The 23145-nt window shown below is 62.9% G+C and carries 19 protein-coding genes; 11 read left to right on the top strand and 8 right to left on the bottom strand.

The features are described from left to right. Positions 1-4: 4 nt before the first annotated feature. The 5 genes from ACRCYW_RS21565 to ACRCYW_RS21545 form a co-directional block, all read right to left on the bottom strand. On the bottom strand, positions 5-559 hold the full coding sequence (locus tag ACRCYW_RS21565) for a fimbrial protein (RefSeq protein WP_438552016.1): 555 nt from the start codon (positions 557-559) through the stop codon (positions 5-7). A 475-nt stretch (positions 560-1034) separates the two neighbouring features. Then, positions 1035-1751 (bottom strand): fimbrial biogenesis chaperone, encoded by a 717-nt coding sequence (locus ACRCYW_RS21560; protein ID WP_438552015.1) that lies wholly within the window; start codon positions 1749-1751, stop codon positions 1035-1037. Between the two features lie 8 nt (positions 1752-1759). Next, positions 1760-4225: a fimbria/pilus outer membrane usher protein gene (locus ACRCYW_RS21555; RefSeq protein ID WP_438552014.1), complete on the bottom strand. Its 2466-nt coding sequence runs from the start codon at positions 4223-4225 to the stop codon at positions 1760-1762. Positions 4226-4416: 191 nt separating this feature from the next. Then, the gene (locus ACRCYW_RS21550; RefSeq protein WP_438552013.1) at positions 4417-5133 is read right to left on the bottom strand and encodes a fimbria/pilus periplasmic chaperone; all 717 of its coding nucleotides are present in this window, start codon (positions 5131-5133) and stop codon (positions 4417-4419) included. Between the two features lie 37 nt (positions 5134-5170). After that, positions 5171-5716: a fimbrial protein gene (locus ACRCYW_RS21545; RefSeq protein ID WP_438552012.1), complete on the bottom strand. Its 546-nt coding sequence runs from the start codon at positions 5714-5716 to the stop codon at positions 5171-5173. Positions 5717-5968: 252 nt separating this feature from the next. Here ACRCYW_RS21545 and ACRCYW_RS21540 point away from each other — a divergent pair, with 252 nt between their 5' ends. Continuing rightward, a complete protein-coding gene (locus tag ACRCYW_RS21540; RefSeq protein WP_438552011.1) occupies positions 5969-6796 on the top strand; it encodes a peptidoglycan DD-metalloendopeptidase family protein in 828 nt (275 codons plus the stop codon). A gap of 65 nt (positions 6797-6861) precedes the next feature. Here ACRCYW_RS21540 and ACRCYW_RS21535 read toward each other — a convergent pair whose 3' ends face one another. Next, positions 6862-8199: an MATE family efflux transporter gene (locus ACRCYW_RS21535; RefSeq protein ID WP_438552010.1), complete on the bottom strand. Its 1338-nt coding sequence runs from the start codon at positions 8197-8199 to the stop codon at positions 6862-6864. 157 nt (positions 8200-8356) lie between these two features. On the opposite strand from ACRCYW_RS21535, the gene mscM reads away from it, so the two are divergent. The 10 genes from mscM to ACRCYW_RS21485 all read left to right on the top strand — a co-directional run bounded on the left by mscM (position 8357) and on the right by ACRCYW_RS21485 (position 20934). Next, the gene (gene mscM, locus ACRCYW_RS21530; protein WP_438552009.1) at positions 8357-11623 is read left to right on the top strand and encodes a miniconductance mechanosensitive channel MscM; all 3267 of its coding nucleotides are present in this window, start codon (positions 8357-8359) and stop codon (positions 11621-11623) included. A 166-nt stretch (positions 11624-11789) separates the two neighbouring features. Beyond that, positions 11790-12467 carry a glycerophosphodiester phosphodiesterase gene (locus ACRCYW_RS21525; RefSeq protein WP_438552008.1) on the top strand — a complete coding sequence of 226 codons (678 nt, stop codon included), beginning with the start codon at positions 11790-11792 and terminating at the stop codon, positions 12465-12467. Positions 12468-12625: 158 nt separating this feature from the next. Continuing rightward, positions 12626-14503: a methyl-accepting chemotaxis protein gene (locus ACRCYW_RS21520; protein ID WP_438552007.1), complete on the top strand. Its 1878-nt coding sequence runs from the start codon at positions 12626-12628 to the stop codon at positions 14501-14503. 522 nt (positions 14504-15025) lie between these two features. Next, positions 15026-16810 carry a fumarate reductase (quinol) flavoprotein subunit gene (gene frdA, locus ACRCYW_RS21515; RefSeq protein WP_438552006.1) on the top strand — a complete coding sequence of 595 codons (1785 nt, stop codon included), beginning with the start codon at positions 15026-15028 and terminating at the stop codon, positions 16808-16810. Beyond that, positions 16803-17537, top strand: a complete 735-nt coding sequence (locus tag ACRCYW_RS21510) for a succinate dehydrogenase/fumarate reductase iron-sulfur subunit (RefSeq protein ID WP_438552005.1) — start codon at positions 16803-16805, stop codon at positions 17535-17537. The genes frdA and ACRCYW_RS21510 overlap by 8 nt, the downstream gene beginning before the upstream one ends. A gap of 16 nt (positions 17538-17553) precedes the next feature. Beyond that, positions 17554-17952, top strand: coding sequence for a fumarate reductase subunit C (locus ACRCYW_RS21505; RefSeq protein WP_438552004.1), 399 nt, complete (start codon positions 17554-17556; stop codon positions 17950-17952). A 10-nt stretch (positions 17953-17962) separates the two neighbouring features. After that, positions 17963-18319, top strand: coding sequence for a fumarate reductase subunit FrdD (gene frdD / locus ACRCYW_RS21500; protein WP_100861283.1), 357 nt, complete (start codon positions 17963-17965; stop codon positions 18317-18319). A gap of 265 nt (positions 18320-18584) precedes the next feature. Beyond that, on the top strand, positions 18585-19307 hold the full coding sequence (locus ACRCYW_RS21495; RefSeq protein WP_438552003.1) for a nucleoside recognition domain-containing protein: 723 nt from the start codon (positions 18585-18587) through the stop codon (positions 19305-19307). Beyond that, positions 19304-19771, top strand: a complete 468-nt coding sequence (locus ACRCYW_RS21490) for a YjiG family protein (protein WP_438552002.1) — start codon at positions 19304-19306, stop codon at positions 19769-19771. Before ACRCYW_RS21495 ends, ACRCYW_RS21490 begins: the two co-directional genes overlap by 4 nt. A 38-nt stretch (positions 19772-19809) precedes the next feature. After that, complete coding sequence (locus tag ACRCYW_RS21485; protein ID WP_438552001.1) at positions 19810-20934, top strand: M20 family metallopeptidase; 1125 nt, start codon at positions 19810-19812, stop codon at positions 20932-20934. A 70-nt stretch (positions 20935-21004) separates the two neighbouring features. Here the strand turns inward: ACRCYW_RS21485 and ACRCYW_RS21480 are convergent, their stop codons facing one another. Then, positions 21005-22216 carry a winged helix-turn-helix domain-containing protein gene (locus tag ACRCYW_RS21480; RefSeq protein ID WP_438552000.1) on the bottom strand — a complete coding sequence of 404 codons (1212 nt, stop codon included), beginning with the start codon at positions 22214-22216 and terminating at the stop codon, positions 21005-21007. 212 nt (positions 22217-22428) lie between these two features. Then, positions 22429-23070, bottom strand: coding sequence for a class I SAM-dependent methyltransferase (locus ACRCYW_RS21475; RefSeq protein ID WP_438551999.1), 642 nt, complete (start codon positions 23068-23070; stop codon positions 22429-22431). Positions 23071-23145 lie beyond the last annotated feature (75 nt).

Below are 23145 nucleotides of genomic sequence, written 5' to 3'. Positions count from 1 at the left end.
CCCCTCAGGGCACGGTCACCGTGACCATGATGGTGCCGGTATAGGCACCGGTCCGCACCACCTGACCCGGCAGCTTGGTCGGGTACAGCCTCACCTTGTAGTCGGTGTTATGGGTGGCTGCCGCATAGGGTACAGGGATAGCGGTAGCAAATGGAATAGGGGTCTGGCTGCTCTGCTCCAGCATGCCCACGCCGACGCCGGCCAGGCTGGTGGTGATGAAGCGGTTCTGGCTGGTGAGCGCCCCCCCGAAGCTGTAGCTGAGCGGGACCACGTAATCGCTCGGGATCTGGCTGCAAGTGACGCTGACATTGACGGTGCGGGGGGCATAGCCCCTGGGAACATCCCCCTCCACGAAGGCACTCTGGGCCACGGCGCCGAGATCGATGGGAATATTGGTGCCCGCCGGGAACTGGCAGGTCGGGGTCGAGGTGACGCTGATATTCATCGCCAGGGTGCTGAAGGCATTGGCCGGATTGGTATCGGGTGTACTACCGCGACGCACAAAAAGATAGGCGACATTGCCGCTGAAGGTCTGGGTGCCCGTGACCCCTTTAAGCAACTTGAGGGTATATTGACCCCCATTGATAGAAATGCCACCGACATTCAAAGTGATGATGTTACTAACACAGAGCGATATGGTGAGCGGTGCATAGGTAAATGGAACCTCTCGATAAGATCCCCCCACGTTAAACTCGACCTTGATCCCGAAATATTCATTTAGTTTGAGCAGATTTCCACCGGATGGATTAGCGATTTGCGGAAAACTGGATCCCCCTGAAACTTCTGTCGTTAATCCCAAAATGAGACCAGTACAGTCGCAGGTAGCAGAGCTGGTCGTAGAGAAGGCGGTGGGGCCGCTGGTTGCACCAGGCTGGTAGAGGGTATTGGTGGTACTGATGGGCCCGGTCGCCACAAAGGAGCTGGTACATTGACCAATGACGGCATGGGCCTTGGGCTGCCACAGCAGGCCACCCAGCAGCAAGGCTCCCATCAACCAGAGGCTCGACCTACCCGGCCAACCCTGTCCCACTTGTTCAGTCATGCGTGTTGCCTCCCTCCTTGCCGGGCACGAACCCCTGCTCATGGTAGGTGCCATCGTCATCAATCCAGCGCGCACGCCCCTGGATGGCAGCGGCGCCCCCCCCTTGAAGCGGGATTTTCAGCATCCCATAGGGCGGAATGAGGCCAGCCTGTTGCCAGCCAAGCCTGCGTGAACCCGCCTCGAGCCACACCTCGCTCAAGCTGATATAAAAAGGGCCCGGATTGCTGACCCTCAAACCATCGGCCAGTACCCGCCAATCGAGCCGGGCAACGGCATCCGCCACCCGCCCCTGCAAGCCGGGGGGACGGTAGAACAGCTTGATCCGGGTGCGATAGGCGAGCTGCACGCTGGCCTGGGAGGTGCTCGCCTTGGGCGGCAACCCCAACACATTGAGCCAGAACAGGGACTCCCTGTCCTGGGGTAGCAGCGCCAGATCCTCGGCCCCCAGGATGCGCAGGCTCTGCCCCTTCTGCGGCCCCAGCCGCATCATGGGGGGGGCCACCAGGAAAGGGGTCGAGACCTCGGCCGGCCCCTGCTGCTCGTCCCCCCCGTCTACCCAGGCCTGCAGCAGGCTGGGCTCGGTCCCGTCGTTGCGCACCAGCAGACTGGCCTCCCCCCCCTGATAGACGAGCCGGGTACGGGTCAGGTTGAGCGCCGCCTCCCCTATGTGTCCCCATAGCAGGGCGATCAGGCACAGAGTCCCACGCACGCAGATGGTCATGAGCCCCCCGAGCCGATGCAACGGGCTCTTACCTGCTGATAGGGCACCGTCGGATCCGGTTTTGGCATCCGGTAATCCAGCTTGCACTGCTGGTTCGACTCCTCTCCCCACTGGACATAGAGCGAGCCCTGTTCGCCGCGCACGAAGACGAGGCCCCCCTGCCCCACCACGGCCACTGAGCCACCGTCACCATCGACCACCTCGGCACCGAAGGGAGGGCTGGAGCCGTCCTGCCGCTGCACCTTGAGCAGCAGCGGCTGGCCGAGGTGGGTCTCATAGTCCAGCTTGACGATGGCACCGCGGCGCGGCGCCACCATCTGGGCGCTGCCCTCTATCTCCACGTCCAGCGGCAAGCCGCTCGGATCCAGGCTGATGACATTGGTGCGATAGGGGTTGAGCCCCGCCAGCACGGCGTAACCATCGCCATCGATTTCACTGCCCATGCCCTGGCTTATCTTGGCGCCCTGGGCACCCTTTGCCTCCACCAGCGCCATCGTCTCCCCCTGACTCTGTCCCAGCACCCAGCCATCCTCGTGCACCAGCAGGGTTCCCTTGGCCGAGGCCACATACTGGGAGTAACCCTCCCCCTGACTGGTACTGATCCCGAGCTGGGTGGTCGCCGCCTGATACTGCAGATTGGCGCCATAACCCTGATTGCCGGCCCCGCTCCCCTGCCCCTGGCTGCCGTAGAGACCGTAGTAGAGGCGACCATCCTGGGTCCCGCCGTTGAGGTCCAGCCTGGCACTGTAGCCCTGTCCCTCCTGGTAGGAGAGGGTGCTGCTCAGGCGGGGAGAGCCGAGCCTGTTGCCGATGGGGATGCTGAGACTCAGCATGTATTGATCCCCCACCCCGTCGTCCAGGGAGTGGCTGGCGGAGAGCGTCAGGTTGCCCCAGTCAAACCCCCGGTTATAGCCGAGCTGGAAACTGCTGCTCTCGGTCTGGCCGCCCCAATAGTCACGACGGATCCCGTTGAAGTAGAGGTCCCCCCAGTCCCCTATCGGCTGATTGATGTTGAGCTGGAAGCGATTGCGCTCCCGCTGCAGCTGATCGAAGCTTTGCGATTGGGCCGCCGCCACGTCGGCCAGGTCCAGATAGCCTTCACTGGAGAAGCGGTAGGCCGCCAGGGTGAAGTAGGTCTGGGTGATATCCATCTGCTTGCTGTAGGTGAGGCGATAGCTCTGACCGCTGAGGGATGAAGGCAGGCCCGAGTCGGCGGGCAGAGCCCGCGCCCAGGAGCCGGTGACATCCAGGGCCAGGGCGCCATAATCGGACCCCACGGCGCCCCCCCCCAGCAGGGCACCGTAGTCTTCGGCGGCTATGGTGCCGCCATAGAGGGTCAGGGTGTTGGAGAAGCCGCGCCTGTAGGTGCCTTGCAGGAAGTCAGGGCCATCGGGGCCCGCATCGTTGCGATAACGCCCCAGGGTCAGGCTGAAACGGGAGCTGTCATCTCGCAGCATCTGCACCACGGAGGAAAATGGCAGGGTAAAGCTGCGGGAGCTGCCATCCGCCTCAGTGATGGTCACATCCAGATCCCCGGCGAAGCTGGTGGCATAGAGATCATCGATGGCGAAGGCGCCAGGGGCAACCTGGGTCTCATAGATGAGGGTACTGCCCTGGCGGATGCTGACCCTGGCATTGCTCTGGGCCACGCCGCGCACCACGGGGGCGAAGCCCCGCTCGAAATCCGGCAACATGGCATCGTCGCTGGCCAGCTGTACGCCGGTGAACGGTACGCTGTCGAAGCTGTCCCCGGGAGTGAAGTACTCCCCCAGGGTGAGCTGGGCGGTCCGGGAGGTGACATCTCGCTGGGCATAGCTGTTGAGGGTCTGATAGCTACCCCCGTCACTGCCTTGCCAGGAGCCGTTGTGGCGCAGCCGCCAGGCCCCGAGATTGATGCCGGCATTGAGGTTGACGCTGTTGCTGAACCCCTCGTCGACCCCCTCCTGCTCGCTGTAGTAGAGGTTGACGTTGTAGCCGACGAAGGCTGCGTCGATCCCCTGGACCCACTGCTCGGGCCCGACGTAATCGCGCCTGACCCGCCCCAGATAGGCCTGGGGCAAGCTGAGTATCCCGCTCAGGCTCGCCAGATCGAAGCCGAAACTGGCCCCCGGCACCAGCGACTCCACCCTGATGCAATCGCTTTGCAACTGCTGCTTCACCGAGGGCTGGTTCGGCAACTTGTCCACCAGCAGGCCCCACTGCTTGAGCTGATCCTGTTTGAAGCAAAACAACGGAACCTTGGGATCCGGGCCCGCTCTCACCTCCACTTGCTGGCTCAGGGAGACCTTGCCGTTGAGGGTGATGTCGAGCTGATAGAGGCCGGGGGGGATGAAGTCGGCGCGGGTGAAACGGGCGAGATCTATGTTCACCCCCAGGCTGTCGAGCAGGCGGCTGTCGAACTCCACATCGGATGCGGGCGCTGTGACCTGGGTATCGGAGGGGGATTCAGCCGTCTGCGCCATGACGAGAGTTCCCCAGAAACACGACAACAGCCAGCATCCCGAGAGGGCTTTCAACCCCTTCGCAACGGGAGGCCTGCAGAATGGTGCGAGACTTGGGGGTGTGCTGGCAATCATGACGCTCCCCCCTCATAACCGGCAGACGTTCCAGACGGGAGGGGGCCAACCTCTTGCTCCCCCATCATGACTCGCGCTCAATGGAAGACGAATTGACCCACCTCCCGGGCGCCGTAGTCATTGAGCCAGTAGAAGGTCACCGCCTTGGCATGGGAACTGGCCGGCAGCCTGTCCACGGGGAAATCGAAGTAGCCCCCCGGCGCCACCATGCCACCGCTCTGGTTGCTGTACTGCCTGGCCTCGGCCGTCTGCAACTCCAGGTTGCTGATGCTGACATGGTAGAGGCTGGGGTTGCTGGCGCGCAGGGCATAGCCCTGCCCCTGCTTGACGAGGCGCCAGGTCAGCCGGTGGGCGGAGCGCTCCACATTGCCTGCCAACCCCTCCGGCCGGTAGAACAGCTTGATGCGCGAGCGAAAGGCGAGCTTGACCTGGTTCTTGTCTAACTGAGTCGATTTGGCGCTGGGAGGAACCTCCAGCACATTCAACCAGAACACCGACTCCCTGTCCCTGGGCAAGCCCTGCCCCACGTAGGCAAGGCGCAAAGACTGGCCACGCAGGGCCTCGATACGGGTGATCGGGGGGGTGACGAGGAAGGGCACCGCATCGGCGCCAGGGCGGATGGAGCGATCGCCGGCATCGATCCAGACCTGTACCAGGGAAGGCAGGTTGCCCTTGTTGAGCAGCTCCAGCGTGACCTCCCGGGCGGCGGCAGGGTAGATGACCCGGGAACCGGAGATCTGGACATAGCCCCAAGCTTGCCAGGGCAGTAACAACAGCCCCCCGACTATGACCATGTGTCTCACCCAGTCAGGCAACCTCATGGGGCGATTCTCAGTGGTAATCCAGGGAGTAGATGAGATCCGATGAGACCAGGCCGGCGACGACGGCGCCGGTGGCCACATACTGGGCGCTGTAGTAGAGGGTGGCCGTTCCGGTGCCGCTGAAATTGACCAAGGAGTTGTTGGTGTTGGTGCGAAGGTCGATGGGACTGCTGTTGGCCGAGAGGATCTGCACCTCCACATTCTGGGCCGGGTTCTTGCCGCCGGCGGCCACGGCCTTGTTGGTCAGGTTGCCCGTGGCCTGGGCCACCCCGACGTTCTCGAAGTAGGCCCGCACCGACCCCGTCACCGGGCAGCCGGTGAGCGCCAGGTTGAAGCCCGTCGCCCCCGCGGTCTGGCCTATGCTGGTCAGCGCGTTGGTACTCACAGTGGGCAGAGTCACTATGGCCGAGGCGTTGCCGCCATTGACGGCGATGGCGCAGGTGCCGGCGGTCACTTCACCGTTGATGGTAATGGTGCCATTGAAGGCGGCAGCGGGCAGGGAGACCAGCCCGCCCATGGCGAGTGCAAGTATCGTAGAGCGAGCATTCGTCTTCATCACAACCTCCACCTGTCTGGATGTCGCTGGCGACTGCCGTTTTCCCTGCCAGTGCAATTTCCTTGTCACCATGGGTGTCATTCAACAACCAATTTATAGTGATACATTAGTAAATAGCACAAAGACACCGAGCTTGCTCGCCCCCGGACAACTCTTTATTCGGCCCCCTTGTCCGGAGCGACGGACAGTCCGGCGGGAATGTGGCATCATTTTCCCCCTCAGATTTCATCCGCCTTTTTTCATGGAGCCTTCATGCGCCGCCTCTTGTGTCTTGTCCTGCTGCTTTGCAGCGCCCAGCTCCATGCCGAGCCCGGTTTCATCAGTCGCCTGCTCAACCATCCCGTCCCCGGTGGGGTGGCCGTGGTACCGCTGGGAGACGGGGCCGAGGCTCCCGGCGTCCGCTATCAGGGCAAACCCGTGCTGGTGGTGCGAGAAGAGGGTCGTCGCTGGATAGCCATAGTCGGCATCCCCCTCAAGAGCGCCGCCGGCGTCCAGCAGCTGACCCTGAGTGATGGCCGGCAGCTCAGCTTCACCGTGGGCACCAAGCACTACCGCGAACAACGCATCAAGTTGAAGAACACGCGCCAGGTCAATCCGCTGGCCGAGGACATGGCACGCATCAACCGGGAACTGGCGGAACAGACCAAGGCCTACCAGACCTTCAGCCCGGCCCAGCCCAGCAACCTGATGTTCGACAAGCCGGTCAACGGCCCCCTCTCCAGCCCCTTCGGCCTGCGCCGCTTCTTCAACGGCGAGGAGCGCAATCCCCACTCCGGCCTCGACTTCGCGGTCGGCGCTGGCACTCCCATCAAGTCTCCGGCGGCAGGCAAGGTGATCCTGATTGGCGACTACTTCTTCAACGGCAATACGGTGTTCGTCGATCACGGCCAGGGGCTCATCAGCATGTTCTGCCACATGTCCAAGGTGGACGTGAAACTGGGTCAGAGCCTGCCAAGGGGCGGCATCGTCGGCCGGGTCGGCGCCACCGGCCGCGCCACCGGACCCCACATGCACTGGAACGTCAGCCTGAACGATACCCGCGTCGATCCCGCCATCTTCATCGGGGCCTTCAAGCCCTGAGACATCTCCCATGACAAGAGAGGCAGCCCAGGGCTGCCTCTTCTCTTTTATGCCGGTGACTTGCGTCAGCGCGGGAGGGCATGCAGCCTGGCCTCCTTGCCCATGGCCCGCCACATCAGCAAGACCAGCACTGTGCTGCAGGTGGGGAGCGCCAGCCAGACCCCGGCGACCCCCCACAGGGAGGAGAAGCCCCACAGGAAGCCGCCGATCAGCACCAGCTTGCCACCGGTGAGTAGGGAGGCGATCCGGGCCCGGTTGATGGCCTGGAAGTAGACGGCCCCCACCAGCAGCAAGCCCTCCATGGGCAGACCCCAGAAGTAGAGCCAGATGCCGAGGGTCGCCACCGGCAGCAGGGCCGCGTTGTCTCCGGCAAACAGATAAACCACCCCCTCCGGCCAGATATAGAGCGGGATCATGCCGCACAGCGCCACCACCAGGGTCACTCCCAGCGCCAGGTTGCGCACTTTCAGCACCCGCTGCCAGTTGCCGGCCCCGGCATTGAAGCTGGCGATGGGCTGGATGCCCATGGCGATCCCCTCGAAGATGAGATAGAAGAAGGCCTCGCTGTAGCTGAGCACCCCGTAGGCGGCCACATGCAGCGAGGTCCCCACCGCGAGCAGCGCCTTGTTGTGCAGCGCCAGCACCACCGACAGATAGAGGTACATCAAAAAGCTCGACACCCCGAGTCGCAGGGTTTCCCCCATCAGCCGCCAATCCGGTATCAGGGTATCCCAGCGGATGCGCAACTGGCTGCGAGGGGTGAAGAAGTGCCACAGACACAGGCCGCCGGTCACCGCCTGGGAGAGCATGGTGGCGATGGCCGCCCCCGCCAGCCCCCAGGGGATCACCGCCATCAGCAGGTAGTCGAGCAGCACGTTGAGCACGCCGCCGCCCACCAGGATCCAGGTGGTGAGGCCGGGACGGCCGTCGTTGCGCAGCAGGGCGGTGAAGGCCATGGAGAGCACGGCGAAGACCCCGAGCCAGGCGTACCACTGCAGATAGGCGAGGCCGGCGTCGAAGATGACCCCTTCGGCCCCCATCCAGGCCAGCATCTCATCCCCATAATTGATGCCGATAAAGGCGAGCACGGCGGACGCTACTAACACCATCACCAGCGCATTGCCGACGATGTGCCGCGCCCTGGCCTGTTCCCCCTTGCCCAGATAGAAGGAGGCAAGGGACGAGGAGCCCATGCCGATCAGCGCCCCCACCGCATAGAGCACGGCGCAGATGGGATAGGCCAGCATCATGCCCGCCAGACCGTCCTGCCCCAGGATATGGCCGACGAAGATGCCATCTATGGTGACGTAGACGCCGGTGACCAGCATGGCCGCCACCGTCGGGGTGACATAACGCAGGAAGAGGCGGGAAAGGGGCGCCGTGCCCAGATCGAGGGTGGACATAGGATGCTCAGCAACAGGGGAGAAACGAGCGGGATAATAGCCAAACAAAGCCCTGAGCACCCGTTATTTGTGTTGAGAATCATTAATATGGAAAACTTTACCCACCTCTCCCCCTGCTTTAGGCTAGGGCCAACTCTCATGAACGGAAACGTGCGCCATGTTGCAACGCCTGCTCTGTCTGATGCTCTGTCTCAGCCTGCTCCCCTTTTTCGCCAAGGCCGACGACGCCATCACCCAGGTCGAGGAGCTGTTGCAAAACGTACCCAAGACCGAGAGTCCGGAAAACCAGCAGCTGAGGGAGAGCTACCAGCAGGCGCTGCAATACGCCCGCGACGCCCAGCGCTACCGGGAGCAGGGCAAGGCCTATCAGCAGCTCCTCATCGACTATCCCAAGGAGTCGGCGCGCCTCAAGGAGAGCCTGCACAACTATCAGCCCCAGTCCCGCCCCTCCCTCGCCTCCCTCAAGGAAGATGCCCTGCGCCAGGCCATCAGCCTGAGCAGCAACCGCCAGCTCAACCTGCGCAAGGAGCGCCAGGGGGTGACCGATGCCCTCAACCAGCTGGAGAGCACGGGCCAGGAGTATCATCAGCGGGTCGACGAGCTGCGCAAGCAGTTGCAGCAGACCCGCACCCAGCTCGATCGCCTCAGCTTCAGCAACGGCTCGGATCGGCTGCAGGAGGCCCAGCAGCTGGCGACCCGGCTCAAGGAGCAGAGCCTGTCCGACCGGATCCAGATGCTGGAGCTGGAGCAGCTCTCCGCCCAGCAGCGCAACGATCTCGGCAAGCTGAAGCTCCAGGAGCTCAACCTCGCCATCACCGACGAGGACGAGTGGCAGGCCAGCCTGCTCGCCCAGCAGAACCAGCTGCGGCGGGAGAAGACCGAGCTCGCGCTGGCCGAGAGCGATCGACTGCGCAGGCAACTCACCTCGGACTTGCCCCTGTTGCAGGAGCAGCAGCAACAGAACCAGGCCCTCTCCATCCAGCTCGGCGCCCTCGAGGATCAGATTGAGCGGGTGCAGGATGAGCAGCGCGGGGTCGACAAGTCCCTCTCCGGCCTGAACGACCTGGTCAACTCGGTGCGCGAACAGCTGGAGTGGCTGCAGATCAGCAACGCCTATGGGGAGAACCTGCGCAGCAAGCTCGCCGATCTGCCCGCCTACTTCCCCCTGGACAAGCTGGAGTCCGCCATCGTCAAGGCCCGCATGGCCAAGTACCAGTACGAGACCGAGCAGGATGCCCTCAAGGATCCCGCCCTGGTCCGCAACAATCTGCTGGAGGGGGTAAGCCTCGACCGGGCCCAGCGCTCCGTGCTGGACAACCTGCTCAAGGCCAGGCGGCAGCTGCTGACCCGGCTCAACGACGCCTCCGACACCCTGATCCAGGAGCAGACCCGCCTCAAGCTCATCTACAGCCGCCAGAACAGCAAGATCGACGAGGTGCGCGAGCTCAGCGCCAGCCACCTGTTCTGGATGCCGGACGTGCGCCCCCTGAGCCCCGCCGTGCTGCTCGGCGTCCCCGCCGCCCTGGGGCTGGCCCTGGATCCGATCAACTGGCTGCAACTGCCGAGAGCCATCGCCGACAACAGCCCCATGAGCCTGACCCTGGCGGGGCTCGGCCTGCTGGGCCTGATCTGGTGCTGGGTAAAACTCGCCCGCCACCTGACGGAGTACAGCCAGTACATAGCCCCGCGCATCGGCAAGGTGACCCAGGACAAGTTCAGCCTCACCAGCCGGCTTCTGATCCGCTCCCTGCTCGCGGCCCTGCCGCTGCCCGCCATGGTGCTGATGCTCCACGGCCTGCTGGATAGCGCCTGGCAATACCCGTTCGCGGTGGCGGTGGCCCGCGGTCTCGGGGAGATCTGGTTCCTGCTGCTGGCCCTGCTGGTGGCCCGTCACCTCACCCTGGACAAGGGGATCCTGATCCTGCATTTCCGCTGGCAGAAGGAGCGGGTGCAGCGGGTATGGGGCCAGTTCCGCACCCTGCTGCTGGTGCTGATCCCCTGCTTCTTCGTGCAGGGGATGGCGAGCAGCTATCAGGAGCACGCCTTCTACGACTCCCTCGGCCGGCTGGCCTTCATCGTCGGCGCCCTCTGGCTGCTGCTGTTCTTCGCCCGCCTCAACCGGGAGCGACTGCCGCTGACCTGGGGCCAGGCTGACATGAGCAAGCCCCACCTGCTGCACCACTTCATCTGGAACAGCCTGATGTTGGCCCCCCTGCTGGCGGTGCTCGGCTCGTTGTTCGGCTACTTCTATACCTCCCGCACCCTGCTGCGCCAGCTGGAGCTGAGCCTGCTGACCGGGCTCGGCTGCCTGCTCGTCCACTACCTGGCCCACCGCTGGATGCTGATCCAGCGCCGCCGGCTCGCCTTCGATCGGGCCAAGCACAAGCGGGCGGAGATCCTGGCCCAGCGGGAGCGGGACGAGGAGGATCTCAGCTCGGAGATCCCCGACGTGGTGGACGAACCCGAGCTGGATCTGGACACCATCAGCGCCCAGTCCCTCGGCCTGGTGCGCACCCTGCTGATGCTGGGCTTCACCATGCTGGTGCTGGTGCAATGGTCGGATCTCAACTCGGCGTTCAGCTTCTTGAGCAGCATCGAGGTGTGGCAGGTGAGCAGCAAGGTGGCGGGCATAGAGCAGCTCTCCGCCATCACCCTGCAGGATCTGATGCTGACCGCCTTCGTCTTCATTCTGACCGTGGTCACCGCACGCAACCTGCCCGGGTTGATGGAGCTCAGCCTGCTCCAGCACCTGAGCCTCTCCCCCGGCACCGGCTTCGCCCTGACCACGGTCAGCAAGTACCTGGTGCTGCTGATCGGCGCCCTCACCGGCTTCTCCATGCTCGGCATCGACTGGTCCAAGACCCAGTGGCTGGTGGCGGCCCTCTCTGTGGGGCTGGGTTTCGGCCTGCAGGAGATCTTCGCGAACTTCGTCTCCGGCCTCATCATCCTGTTCGAGAAACCGATCCGGCTCGGTGACACCGTCACCATCCGGGATCTCACCGGCACCGTCACCAAGATCAAGACCCGCGCCACCACTATCGTGGACTGGGACAGGAAGGAGATCATAGTCCCCAACAAGGCCTTCATCACGGAGCAGTTCATCAACTGGTCCCTGTCCGACGCCATCACCCGGGTCAAGCTGCGCATTCGCATCGGCCTGACCCAGGATCCCAAGCGGGTGCAGCAACTGCTGGAGCAGTGTGTGCAGGAGTCCACCCTGGTGCTGGATACCCCCACCCCCGAAGTGTTCCTCATCGAGTTCACCGACTCGGCCCTCATCTACGAGATCCGGCTCTACGTCAACAACATGGATCACCGCATGCCGATCACTCATGAGGTGCATTCGCTGATCCTGGAAAAACTGCATCAATTAGGCATGCATCTGCCCCACCAGCAGATCGATATCAGGATGAGTCGGGGGTGATCGTGCCGCACAGGGATCACCGCATGTCCCCATGCACCCACGAGGTTCATTCGCTGATCCTGGACAAGCTGACCACGCTGGGCATGCACCTGCCCCACCAGCAGATAGACATTCGCATGAGCCGGGGCTAACACTGGGGCTCAGCCCGGAGACAGGAGTGACACCAATGCAGATCATTGCCCATCGGGGCGCCAGCGGGCTGGCACCGGAGAACACCCTCAGGGCCATGGCGCTCGCCATCGAGCTCGGCGCCGGCGCCATCGAGCTGGACGTACAGCAGGCCGACGGCGAGCTCTGGGTCTTTCACGACAGGCGGCTGGAGCGCTGCACCGACGGACGCGGAGTGCTCAGCGAGCAATCCCGCGCTTATATAGAGAGCCTGGACGCGGGCCAGGGGGAGCGGATCCCGACCCTGTGGCAGGTGATGAGCCTGATCGCGGGGCGCTGCGAGCTGCATATCGAGCTCAAGGGGCCCCATACCGCCGAGGCCGTGGCGGCCCTCACCCACCGCGCCGAGGCGGAGCTCGGCTTCAACCCGGCCCAGTGGGTCGTCTCCTCCTTCCATCACCCCGAGCTCACACGCTTCAAGGCATTGCGGCCGGAGATCCGGCTCGGCGCCCTGACCGCCAACCTGCCGCTCCAGCTGGCCCAATTTGCCGAGCGACTCGGGGCCTGGTCCCTCAATTGCGACGTGGACTTCGTGGATGCGGATCTGGTGGCGGATGCCCACCGGCTAGGGTTAAAGGTCCTGGTCTATACGGTCGATGAGATGAGTGACAGAGACACACTCGCGGCCATGGGTGTCGATGGCATCTTTACCAACCGACCAGATCGATTCAAGTGAGTATTGGCGCGGCCTGGCGTGCCATGGGGAGGTGAAAAAAAACTGAAAATAAGTGCGCATCGGGATATATAAAGTGCCATTTCAGCCGATACATGATCGGCCCATAACAATAACAGACACCACACAGATCTCAGATTGACGCTCACAAGGATGTAACCATGAATCTATCCATCAAGAACAAGCTGGTCCTCGCCATCGGGACCATCATTCTGCTCATCACAGGCCTGCAGGTCTGGTACAACACCACCCAACTGCGCAGCGAAACCCAGCGCCTGATCTGGAGCTTCATCGACGACAGCTCCGCCGCCAACGTCAAGGGGATCTCCCGCTGGCTCGACGCCCGCATCAGCATGGTGACCTCCACCAAGGAGGCCTTCGCCAAGGAGGATGAGCCCATCAGCCACCTGGCCCAGTCCATGCACGCGGGCAACTTCGACCTGGTCTACGTGGGCACCCAGGATGGCCGCATGATCCAGAGCAAGCAGACCGATCTGCCGGCCGGCTATGATCCCCGTCAGCGCCCCTGGTACAAGGACGCCACGGCGGCCGGCAAGCTCGCCATCACGGCCCCCTATGCCGACGCCGCCTCGGGCAACCTCATCATCACCATCGCCGAGCCCTTCACTCGCGGCAACACCCAGGGGGTGATCGCCGGTGACGTCTCCATCGACGGCCTGGTCAAGGACGTGCTGGCCATGAACTCGGAGGGCACCTACGCCATCCTGGTGGACAGCAACGGCACCATCATCGCCCACCCGGACAAGGGGCTGACCCTCAAGCAGGCCACCACCCTCTCCCCCGAGCTGACCGCCGCCAAGGTCAACGAGCTGGCCCACGACAATACCATCTCCGAGATGGAGATCAGCGGCAAGGCGAGCGTCTTCGACCTGACCGAGATCCCCAACACCAACTGGTACTTCGGCATCGTCGTTGACGAGGCGGTGGCCTATCAGTCCGTCTCCCGCATGGTCACCTCGGCCCTGCTGCAGGGGCTGCTGACCATCCTCATCGTGGCGGGCTTCTCCTACGTGGCCATCAACGGCTCCCTGGCACCGCTGAAAACCCTGGGTGACGCCATCGCGGATCTCTCCCGCGGCAACGGCGATCTGACCCGCCGCATCAAGATCGAGCGCCAGGACGAGGTGGGGGCCGTCGCCGGCCACGTCAACACCTTCATCGAGCGCATCCACGTGATGGTGCAGGACATCTCCAACTCCTCCGGTCAGCTGAACCAGCAGGCCAGGTCCTCCCACGACATGGCGGAGAAGTCCAACCAGGGGCTGGCACGCCAGCAGAACGAGATCTCCCAGATTGCGACCGCGGTGCACGAGATGTCCGCCACCGCGGTGGAGGTGGCCAGCAACGCCGAGCAGACCGCCGAGGCGGCCCGCAGCAGCTCCAGCAGCTGCGAACACGGCAAGCAGGTGATCGCCCGCAACCAGCGCTCCATCACGGATCTGGCGACCCAGGTCAAGCAGGCCTCCGGCATCATCCAGGAGCTGGAGAAGAACGCGCAGGAGATCAACACCATCCTCTCCACCATCCAGGGCATCGCCGAGCAGACCAACCTGCTGGCGCTGAACGCCGCCATCGAGGCGGCCCGGGCCGGGGAACAGGGTCGCGGCTTCGCCGTGGTGGCGGACGAGGTGCGGGTGCTGTCCCAGCGCACCCACAGCTCCACCGTCGAGATCCGCAGCATGATAGAGACATTGCAGCGCAACACCCAGGGCGCCGTCAGCACCATGCACGAAGGCCAGCTGCTGGCCCAGAACAGCGTGGAAGATGCGAACGATGCCACCCAGGCTCTGGAGCAGATCACCACCTCCATCAACCAGATCTCCGACATGGCGACCCAGATCTCCAGCGCCGCCGAGGAGCAGCGGGCGGTGACCGACGAGGTCAGCCGCAACATCCAGGCGGTCAAGGATGTCTCGGACGAGCTGGCGGTGGATGCGGACAGCTCCCGAAATCTGTCGGCACAGCTCAAAAATATCTCAGGCGAGCTGAACAATCAGGTGGGCATGTTCCGGATTTGATCCCATTCCGACACGTCAGACAACGAGGGCCTTATGGGCCCTCTTTTTTATAAAACCCTTTTCATTTCAATGGTTATAATTGCCCTTCAGACTCTCTTTGCTGTGATCTGCCTCCCCCTTCGGTCAAGGAGATGACGCATAAGAATCCCATCATGGCTATATTCGCATTACTTTTTCGAAGCCTTTTGGCCACAAACAAGATGTGAATAATTATTATTAAATTTTCTTGATAAAAAACTTAAAAACTTTATGGGTAATACCTAAAAAGAGAGGTATTTCTCATTTTCCTGAAAGAAAAATACGTACAATCTTGGGGTTAAAGCAATGAAGGCAATGGCTGTGGCCGATCCGGCTCATCGACGGATGGCGATAATGACGGCATTTTTCTCCAAGGAATGGGGTGGTTTCAACGAAAACCACCATTGCCACGCACTAAAACAAAGCAATTTGACTTGCATCAAGCCTGAATTTTTTTCATAGAGCAAAATCGTGCCCAGCAAATCTATCCCTAAGGAGGCAGATGTGGATATTATCAAGACCGATGTCGCCATCATCGGTGCCGGTGGTGGTGGCCTGCGTGCCGCTATCGCCATAGCGGAGGCTCACCCGGAGCTTGAAATCGCCCTGATTTCCAAGGTCTACCCGATGCGCAGCCACACTGTGGCCGCGGAAGGCGGCGCCGCCGGTGTCGTCCGTGATGATGACTCCCTCGAGAACCACTTCAACGACACCGTATCCGGTGGCGACTGGTTGTGTGAGCAGGACGTGGTCGATTACTTCGTCAACAACGCCACCAACGAGATGATCCAGCTGGAGCACTGGGGCTGCCCCTGGAGCCGCAAGCCGGACGGCAAGGCGAACGTGCGCCGCTTCGGCGGGATGAAGATCCCCCGCACCTGGTTTGCCGCCGACAAGTCCGGTTTCCACATCCTGCACACCCTGTTCCAGACCTCCATCAAGTACCCGAGCATCAAGCGCTTCGACGAGCACTTCTGCATGGACTTGATCGTGGAAGATGGCCGCGTCCAGGGCGTGCTGACCTTCGACATCCAGAACGGCATCACCCGCTTCATCCAGGCCAAGTCCGTCATCCTGGCCACCGGTGGCGCCGGCCGTGTCTATCGCTACAACACCAACGGCGGCATCGTCACCGGTGACGGCATGGCGCTGGCCTACCGCCATGGCGTGCCCCTGCGCGACATGGAATTCGTGCAGTATCACCCCACCGGCCTGCCGGGCACCGGCATCCTGATGACCGAAGGTTGTCGTGGTGAGGGTGGCATCCTGGTGAACAAGGATGGCTACCGCTACCTGCAAGACTACGGTCTGGGCCCGGAAACCCCGGTCGGCCAGCCGAAGAACAAACACATGGAGCTGGGTCCCCGCGATCGTCTCTCCCAGGCATTCTGGCAGGAGCAGCAGAAAGGCCGCGTGATCCAGGGCCCCATGGGGGATGTGGTTCACCTGGACCTGCGTCACCTCGGCGAGAAGTACCTGAAAGAGCGTCTGCCCTTCATCTGCGAACTGGCCAAGGCCTACGTGGGTGTGGATCCGGTCAAGGAACCGATCCCGGTCCGTCCGACCGCCCACTACACCATGGGTGGCATCGAGACCAACGGCCAGTGCGCCACCCGCATGCCGGGTCTGTACGCCCTGGGCGAATGTGCCTCCGTCGGTCTGCACGGCGCGAACCGTCTGGGCTCCAACTCCCTGTCCGAGATAGTGGTATTCGGCAAGGTGGCCGGTGAGCACGCCGGTGAATTCGCCAAGACCCAGACTCACGGCAACACAGCCGCCCTGGCCGCCAAGGCCGAGGCGCTCATCAAACAGCACCTCTCCCTGCTGGACATCGACGGCACCGAAAACCCGGCCGATATCCGCAACGAGTTGGGCATGTCCATGGAAGCCGGCGTCGGTATCTACCGTACCGAAGAGCTGATGCAGGGCACCATCGACAAGATCAACGAGCTCAAGGCCCGCTACAAGAAGATCAAGATCAACGACAAGTCCTCCGTCTTCAACACCGACCTGCTGTACGCCATCGAACTGGGCTACATGCTGGACGTGGCCGAAGCCATGGCCCACTCCGCCATCAACCGCAAAGAGTCCCGTGGTTCCCACCAGCGCCTCGACGGTTATGAGGAGCGCGATGACGTGAACTTCCTCAAGCACACTCTCTCCTTCTACAACCAGGAAGGCGTCCCGACCATCGATTACTCCGATGTGAAGATCACTAAATCCCAACCGGCCAAGCGCGTGTACGGTTCCGAGGGTGAGAAACAAGACGAGGCTAAGAAGAATGGCTGAGATGATCGAAATTGAGATCCTGCGCTACCGACCGGAGCAGGACAACGAGCCCTGGATGCAGACCTTCCAGGTGCCCTACCTGAAAGAGATGTCCCTGCTGGACGCCCTGCAGTACATCAAGGATCAGCTGGACTCCACCCTGAGCTTCCGCTGGTCCTGCCGGATGGCGATCTGCGGCTCCTGCGGCATGATGGTCAACGGTATCCCGAAGCTGGGCTGCAAGACCTTCCTGCGGGACTACCTGCCGGGCAAGATGACCATAGAGCCGCTCAACAACTTCCCCATCGAGCGCGACCTGGTGGTGGACATGTCCGACTTCATCGAGAAGCTGGAGAGCATCAAGCCCTACATCATCCCGGCCGAGCCGCGCAGCCTGTGCGACGGCGAGTACACCCAGACCCCGGCGGACATGACGAAGTATCACCAGTTCTCCATGTGCATCAACTGCGGTCTGTGCTACGCGGCCTGCCCGCAGTACGGCATCAACAAGAAGTTCACCGGTCCGGCGGCACTGGCTCTGGCCTATCGCTACAACGCCGACAACCGCGACAGCGCGTCCAAGGAGCGGATGAAGATCCTGAGCCAGGACGAGGGCGTCTGGGGCTGTACCTTCGTGGGTTACTGCTCGGAAGTCTGTCCGAAGGGCGTGGATCCGGCCGCCGCCATCCAGCTTGGCAAGGTCGAGAGCGCCAAGGACTACATGATCGCCATGTTCAAGCCGGATTGAGACCAGGAGTGAGACCATGAACAACACCCAGAGCAAACGTAAGCCCTACGTGCGCGAAATGAAGAAAGACTGGTGGCTGAAGAATGCCTTCTACACCGGTTACATGATCCGCGAAGGCACCAGTATCTTCGTCTCCATCTACGCCGTCGTGCTGATGTGGGGTCTGATGCGACTGGTACAGGGTCAGGAGGCGTTCAACGGCTGGCTGGAATCCCTGCAGAGCCCCATCGCCATCCTGTTCCACGTCATCGCGCTGGCAGCCTGCCTGTTCCACGCCAAGACCTGGTTCGCCCTGGCCCCCAAGGCCATGCGTATCTTCCGCGGTGAAGACCTGGTACCGGAGAAGCCGATCGTCATCGCCCAGTACGTGGCACTGGCGGTGGTATCCCTGCTTGTTCTGATCATCGTGGCCTGAGGAGAGAATCATGAGACGTTCTGACGAACCGATTTACTGGGGCCTGTTTGGTGCCGGTGGCATGGTAGTCGCCATGCTGCTGCCGGTGCTGGTCCTCATCACGGGTCTGCTGGTGCCCATGGGCATCATGGACGTGGAGACCATGAGCTACGAGCGCGTGCTCGCCTTCGCCAGCTCCTGGTGGGGTGCCTGCATCCTGCTGGTGGTCATCGCCCTGCCCATCTGGCACGGCATGCACCGGATCTACCACGGCCTGCACGATCTGGGGATCCACACCACCAAGCTGCACCACTATGTGTTCTATGGCTTCGCCTTCCTGGTGTCCGCCATCACGGTCGGTCTGCTGATGGTGCTGGTATTCCAGTAATCCCTCAGTTGCCAGCAACACATAAAAACCGGGCCCAGCGCCCGGTTTTTTTATGGCCGCCCTTTAGCCAGGGTCGTCAGTCTCTCGCCCCGCCAGCAGCCATCCCGCCCCACGAATTAATATTCCAATAAATAACAGACAAGTATCACAAAACACTGACAACACTATCATTTTCAGAACCCTATATTGACCCCCATCAAGTTCGCAACACCTCGCTCCACCATAATCAGCAACGATTAAATATTTCTTCATATGGAGCTAGAACATGACTGACAAGAAACGCTCGGTGACCCTGGGCAGTTACCTGGCACTGGCCTTCGCCATTGTCTTCTTCTCGGGGCTGCTGCAGTCCAATCAGTGGTACGGGGTGTTCGATTTCACCACCTTGAACGGATCGTTTGGCACCATGGTGCAGAGCGTCAGCGACAGCGGTGACGGCATCAAGACCGCCATGACCGACATGCGGGGCAAGGGGGGCAACGGTGCCCGGGACGGCTTCCTGTTCGCCCTCACCCTGATCCCCACCGTCATGTTCGCCCTCGGCATGATCAACGTGCTGGAGCACTACGGCGCCCTGGAGGCGGCCCGCAAGCTGCTGACCCCCTTGCTGCGCCCCCTGATGGGGGTACCGGGCAATACCGGCCTCGCCCTCATCGCCTCCCTGCAGAGCACGGATGCTGGCGCTGCCATGACTCGCCAGCTCAAGGATGAGGCGCTCATCACCCAGCGCGAGACCGACGTCTTCACCATGTTCCAGTTCTCCGCCGGCGCCACCATAGTCAACTTCTTCTCCTCCGGCGCCGTGCTCTTCACCCTGACCCTGACGGACGGCACCCCGGCGGTCGCCTCCTCCATCGGTCTCGCGGTGATCGTGATGTTCGTCTTCAAGTTCGTCGGCGCCAACCTGTTTCGCCTCTACCTCAACCTGACCCAGGGCAAGTCAGACGAGAGCACCACCACTTCATCCGTCCAGGAGCAAGCCAAATGAGCCAGGCCTACGTCAAGAAACCCATAGTCACCGACATCTTCGTGGAAGGGGCCAAGAAGGGCTGGGTCATCGCCACCACCTCCACAGTGCCCAACGTGCTGATGGCCTTCGTCATCATCAAGGCACTGCAGATCACCGGCGCCCTCGGCGCCATGGGCACGATTTTCGCCCCCATCATGGCCGTCTTCGGCCTGCCCGGTGAGGCCGCCGCCGTGCTGATCGGCGCCTGGATGTCCATGGGGGGGGCGGTCGGCGTGGTCATCACCTTGTTCGATCAGGGCATACTGACCGGCACCCACATCGCCATCCTGGCCCCCGCCATCTACCTGATGGGCTCCCAGGTGCAGTACGTGGGCCGCATCCTCGGCTGCATCGGCACCGAGGGGCGCTACATCCCCATCATGATCGCCATCTCCGTGCTCAACGCCTTCGGTGCCATGCTGGTGATGAACCTCATCCTCTGACCCTTTCGCAAGCGGCGCCGAGGCGCCTGGAGTAGTCAATGACCTTTTCTCTCAAGGATTACCTGGCCGAACTGGCCCCCCTCATCAACCTGGATTGCGGCTCATTGCACAAGCCCGGCATCACCCGGGTCGCCGAGCTGATGGCGGCCAAGTACCAGGCCATGGGTGGCTGGCACATCAGGCAGGTCGACTGCGGTGTCGCGGGTCCGGGTCTCGAGATCCGCAACCAGCCGGATGCCGCGCACATCGATGTAATGCTGATCGGCCATATGGACACCGTTTTCCCCCTCGGCACCGCCGCCGCCCGCCCCATGACGGTCGATGGCGATCGGGCCTATGGTCCCGGCGTCTCCGATATGAAGTCCGGCCTGCTCAACATCGTCTATGCCCTGCGTACCCTGCCCCCCGCGGTGCGGGATCGCCTCAGCCTCTGCGTCTGCATGAACCCGGACGAGGAGATAGGCTCCCTGCACTCCAGCGACTGGCTGGCGGGGGTCGCCCGCCAGGCGCGCCATGTGCTGGTGGCCGAGGCGGCCCGCGCCGATGGCTCCCTGGTCAAGGCCCGCAAGGGGATGGCCCGCTATCGCATCGATTTTCATGGCAAGGCGGCCCACGCCGGCAACGAGCCCGAGAAGGGGCGCAGCGCCATCTCCGAGCTGGGTCACTGGATCCTGGCCATCGACGCCCTCACCGACGTCGAGAGCGGCACCACCCTCAACGTCGGCCTGGTGCAGGGGGGCAATGGCGCCAACATAGTGCCGGCCGAAGCCAGCGCCGTGGTAGATGTGCGTTTCTGGGACAATCAGGCCTATCAGCGGATAGACGATCGACTTCAGACCCTGAGCACTCGTCCCCACATCGAGGGGGTCGGCATCCGCCTGACCCGGGAGGCTCACAAGCCCGCCATGGTGCCGTCAGAAGGAACTAAAGCCTTGATGCGCCTGGTGGAGGCGTGTGGCGATGAGCTGGGCTTGCCCATCCGCTGGCAGGCGGTCGGCGGCGGCTCGGACGCCAACCTGACCGCCGCCCTCGGCATCCCCACCCTGGATGGACTGGGGCCCATCGGCGCCGGTTTCCACAGCGAGGAGGAATATCTGGATCTGCCGAGCATTGGGCCCCGCATCGCCCTGCTGCAGCGGCTGCTGACCCGACTGGCAAACTGACCCCAGCCCTTGCTAAAAAGCCCGCCGGTTCATACCGGCTGGCTTTTTCGTTGATGGGATGACGTGACGCCTACCCCTGCCACAGGGCCAGCAGGGGCGCCGGGATGGCGCCAAGGCGTAGGCTCGGGGTCTGGTGCCACTCCGCCAGCTTCTGGATGGCCTTGAGCAGATCCTGGGCCAGGGCCTGGCTCATCTTGACCCTCTCTTCCAGGTAGAGGCTCTTGATCTCGAACACCCCCTCCTTGCGATGGGCCTTGGCATCGAGGCGGCCCACCAGCTTGCCGCGGCGCAGCAGGGGCAGCACGAAGTAGCCGTACTGGCGCTTGGGGGCCGGGGTGTAGCACTCGATGCGGTAGTCGAACCCGAACAGCTCGCTGGCCCGCTTGCGATCCCACACCAGGGGATCGAACGGCGACAGCACGGCGCTATGGGTCGCCTTGAGGGTGCCCCCTTGCGCCTGTGCCAGTTCATCCGAGAGGGAGGCGTGTACGAAGGCGCCGTGCTTCCACCCCTCCACCCGCACCGGCAGCAACTCCCCCTCGTCCGCCAGCCGATGGAGCAGCTCATCGTACTTGCCCCGGCGCAGCCGGTAGTAATCCGCCACCCAGCCTGTCTTGACCAGGCCGAGCGCCCGGCAGCTGGCGTGCACCATGTCCCGCTGCACCCGCTCCTGGCTCGGCAAGTCCCGGGCGTCGTCCCAGTCCGGACGCACCCGCTCGGCGAGATCATAGAGGCGCTGGAAGTTGTGGCGCTCGCTCACCATCAGCTGGCCGGCGGTGAACAGCACCTCCAGGTGGCGCTTCTCCGGTTTCCAGTCCCACCAGCCGTTGCCCTTGCCCGTCTTGCGCTCGAAGTCGCTGGCCCGCACAGGCCCGTCCTGGCGCACCCGCGCCAGGAGCTGAGCGATCTCGTCTTTGTGGGTCTCGAGCCACTGGGCGGAGAACTTCCAGCCCATGGCGGCGGGATCCAGCATGCGGTGGCGCAGCAGCCGGTAGTCCTCGCGGGGCACGAAGCAGGCCTCGTGGGCCCAGTACTCGAAGATCTCCCCCCGTGCCAGCAGGCTGTCCAGCCAGCCGGGTTCGTAGTGACCGAGACGGCTGAACAGCACCAGATAGGGGCTGCGGGCCACCACCTGTATGGTGTCTATCTGCAGCAGCGCCATGCGGCGGATGCAGGCCAGCACATCGGCCGAGGTTGCCTTGCGTCTGGGAGGGGTGAGCAGCCCCTGGGCCGCGAGTTGCAGGTGGCGGGCGTCTTGCAGTGAGAGATGGGGGATGGACATGGCAATACCGGCTCCTTGGTAGCAGGTCATCAGCATGCCCAACTCGGCGGCAAATGGAAACGGCCGCCTCAGAACCTGTTCACGATCTGTGACGAGAGGTCGTCAGCAAGGTAAAGAGCAGCGCAGGAACCAGAGTGTATATGAATACATGAGGGTTCCGAGCAGCACATGAACCTTGATCACGACCTCGCAGTAAGAGCATGAGCAGGTTCTCAGAGTTTGGTGAAGATCACCACATCCGGATGGGGGAACTCGACCCCGGCTCGCCAGCGGGCAGCCAGGGCACGGAACGAGGCCTCGGCGAAGAAGGTGATATGGGTAGGGTCGTGGCGATAGCGCCAGGTGATGAAACGCTCGTCTCCCAGCACCCGCTGGGTCTGCAGCACCAGCAGGCCGCCGGGCTTGAGGCAGTTCCAGAGCCGGTCCAGCGCCTCTCTGGGGTCGGCGATATGCTCCATCACCTCGGTGCTGGTGATAAAGTCATACTGTCTCGTCAGCAGCTCGGGCTCGTCGGCATAGAACTTGTCATAGCCCGCCATCTGATACCCCGCCTCGCGCCCCATGGCGATGAGGGCAGGGCCGGGGCCGCAGCCAAAGTCGAGGCCGCTGGCCGGCGGGGCCAGCCGACTGGTCACCTCCCCGAAGGCGCGCATCAGGAAGCGGCGATAGCCGGGATCGTCCACCCTGTTGTCGTGATCGTCATAGACTGCCTTCTCCGCACGGGCATCCAGATGATCCGCCGCCTCCAGCCAGACCAGCTCGCAGCCCTGGCAGCGATGGTAGCGCTTGCCCGCCACGGGCAAGGGGTAGCTGTGGGGATGCTCGCAGAGCGGACAGGACGGGGAGGCGGACATCTCGGGTTCTCGCTGTGGCTAAATCAGAGTGCAGATTGCCCGCAGGGTGCCTGCCAAGGGCGGTGCTGACAAGGT

Source organism: Aeromonas sp. (assembly GCF_051657805.1).
GTDB lineage: Bacteria > Pseudomonadota > Gammaproteobacteria > Enterobacterales > Aeromonadaceae > Aeromonas.
This window is presented reverse-complemented; position numbering and strand designations above follow the sequence as displayed.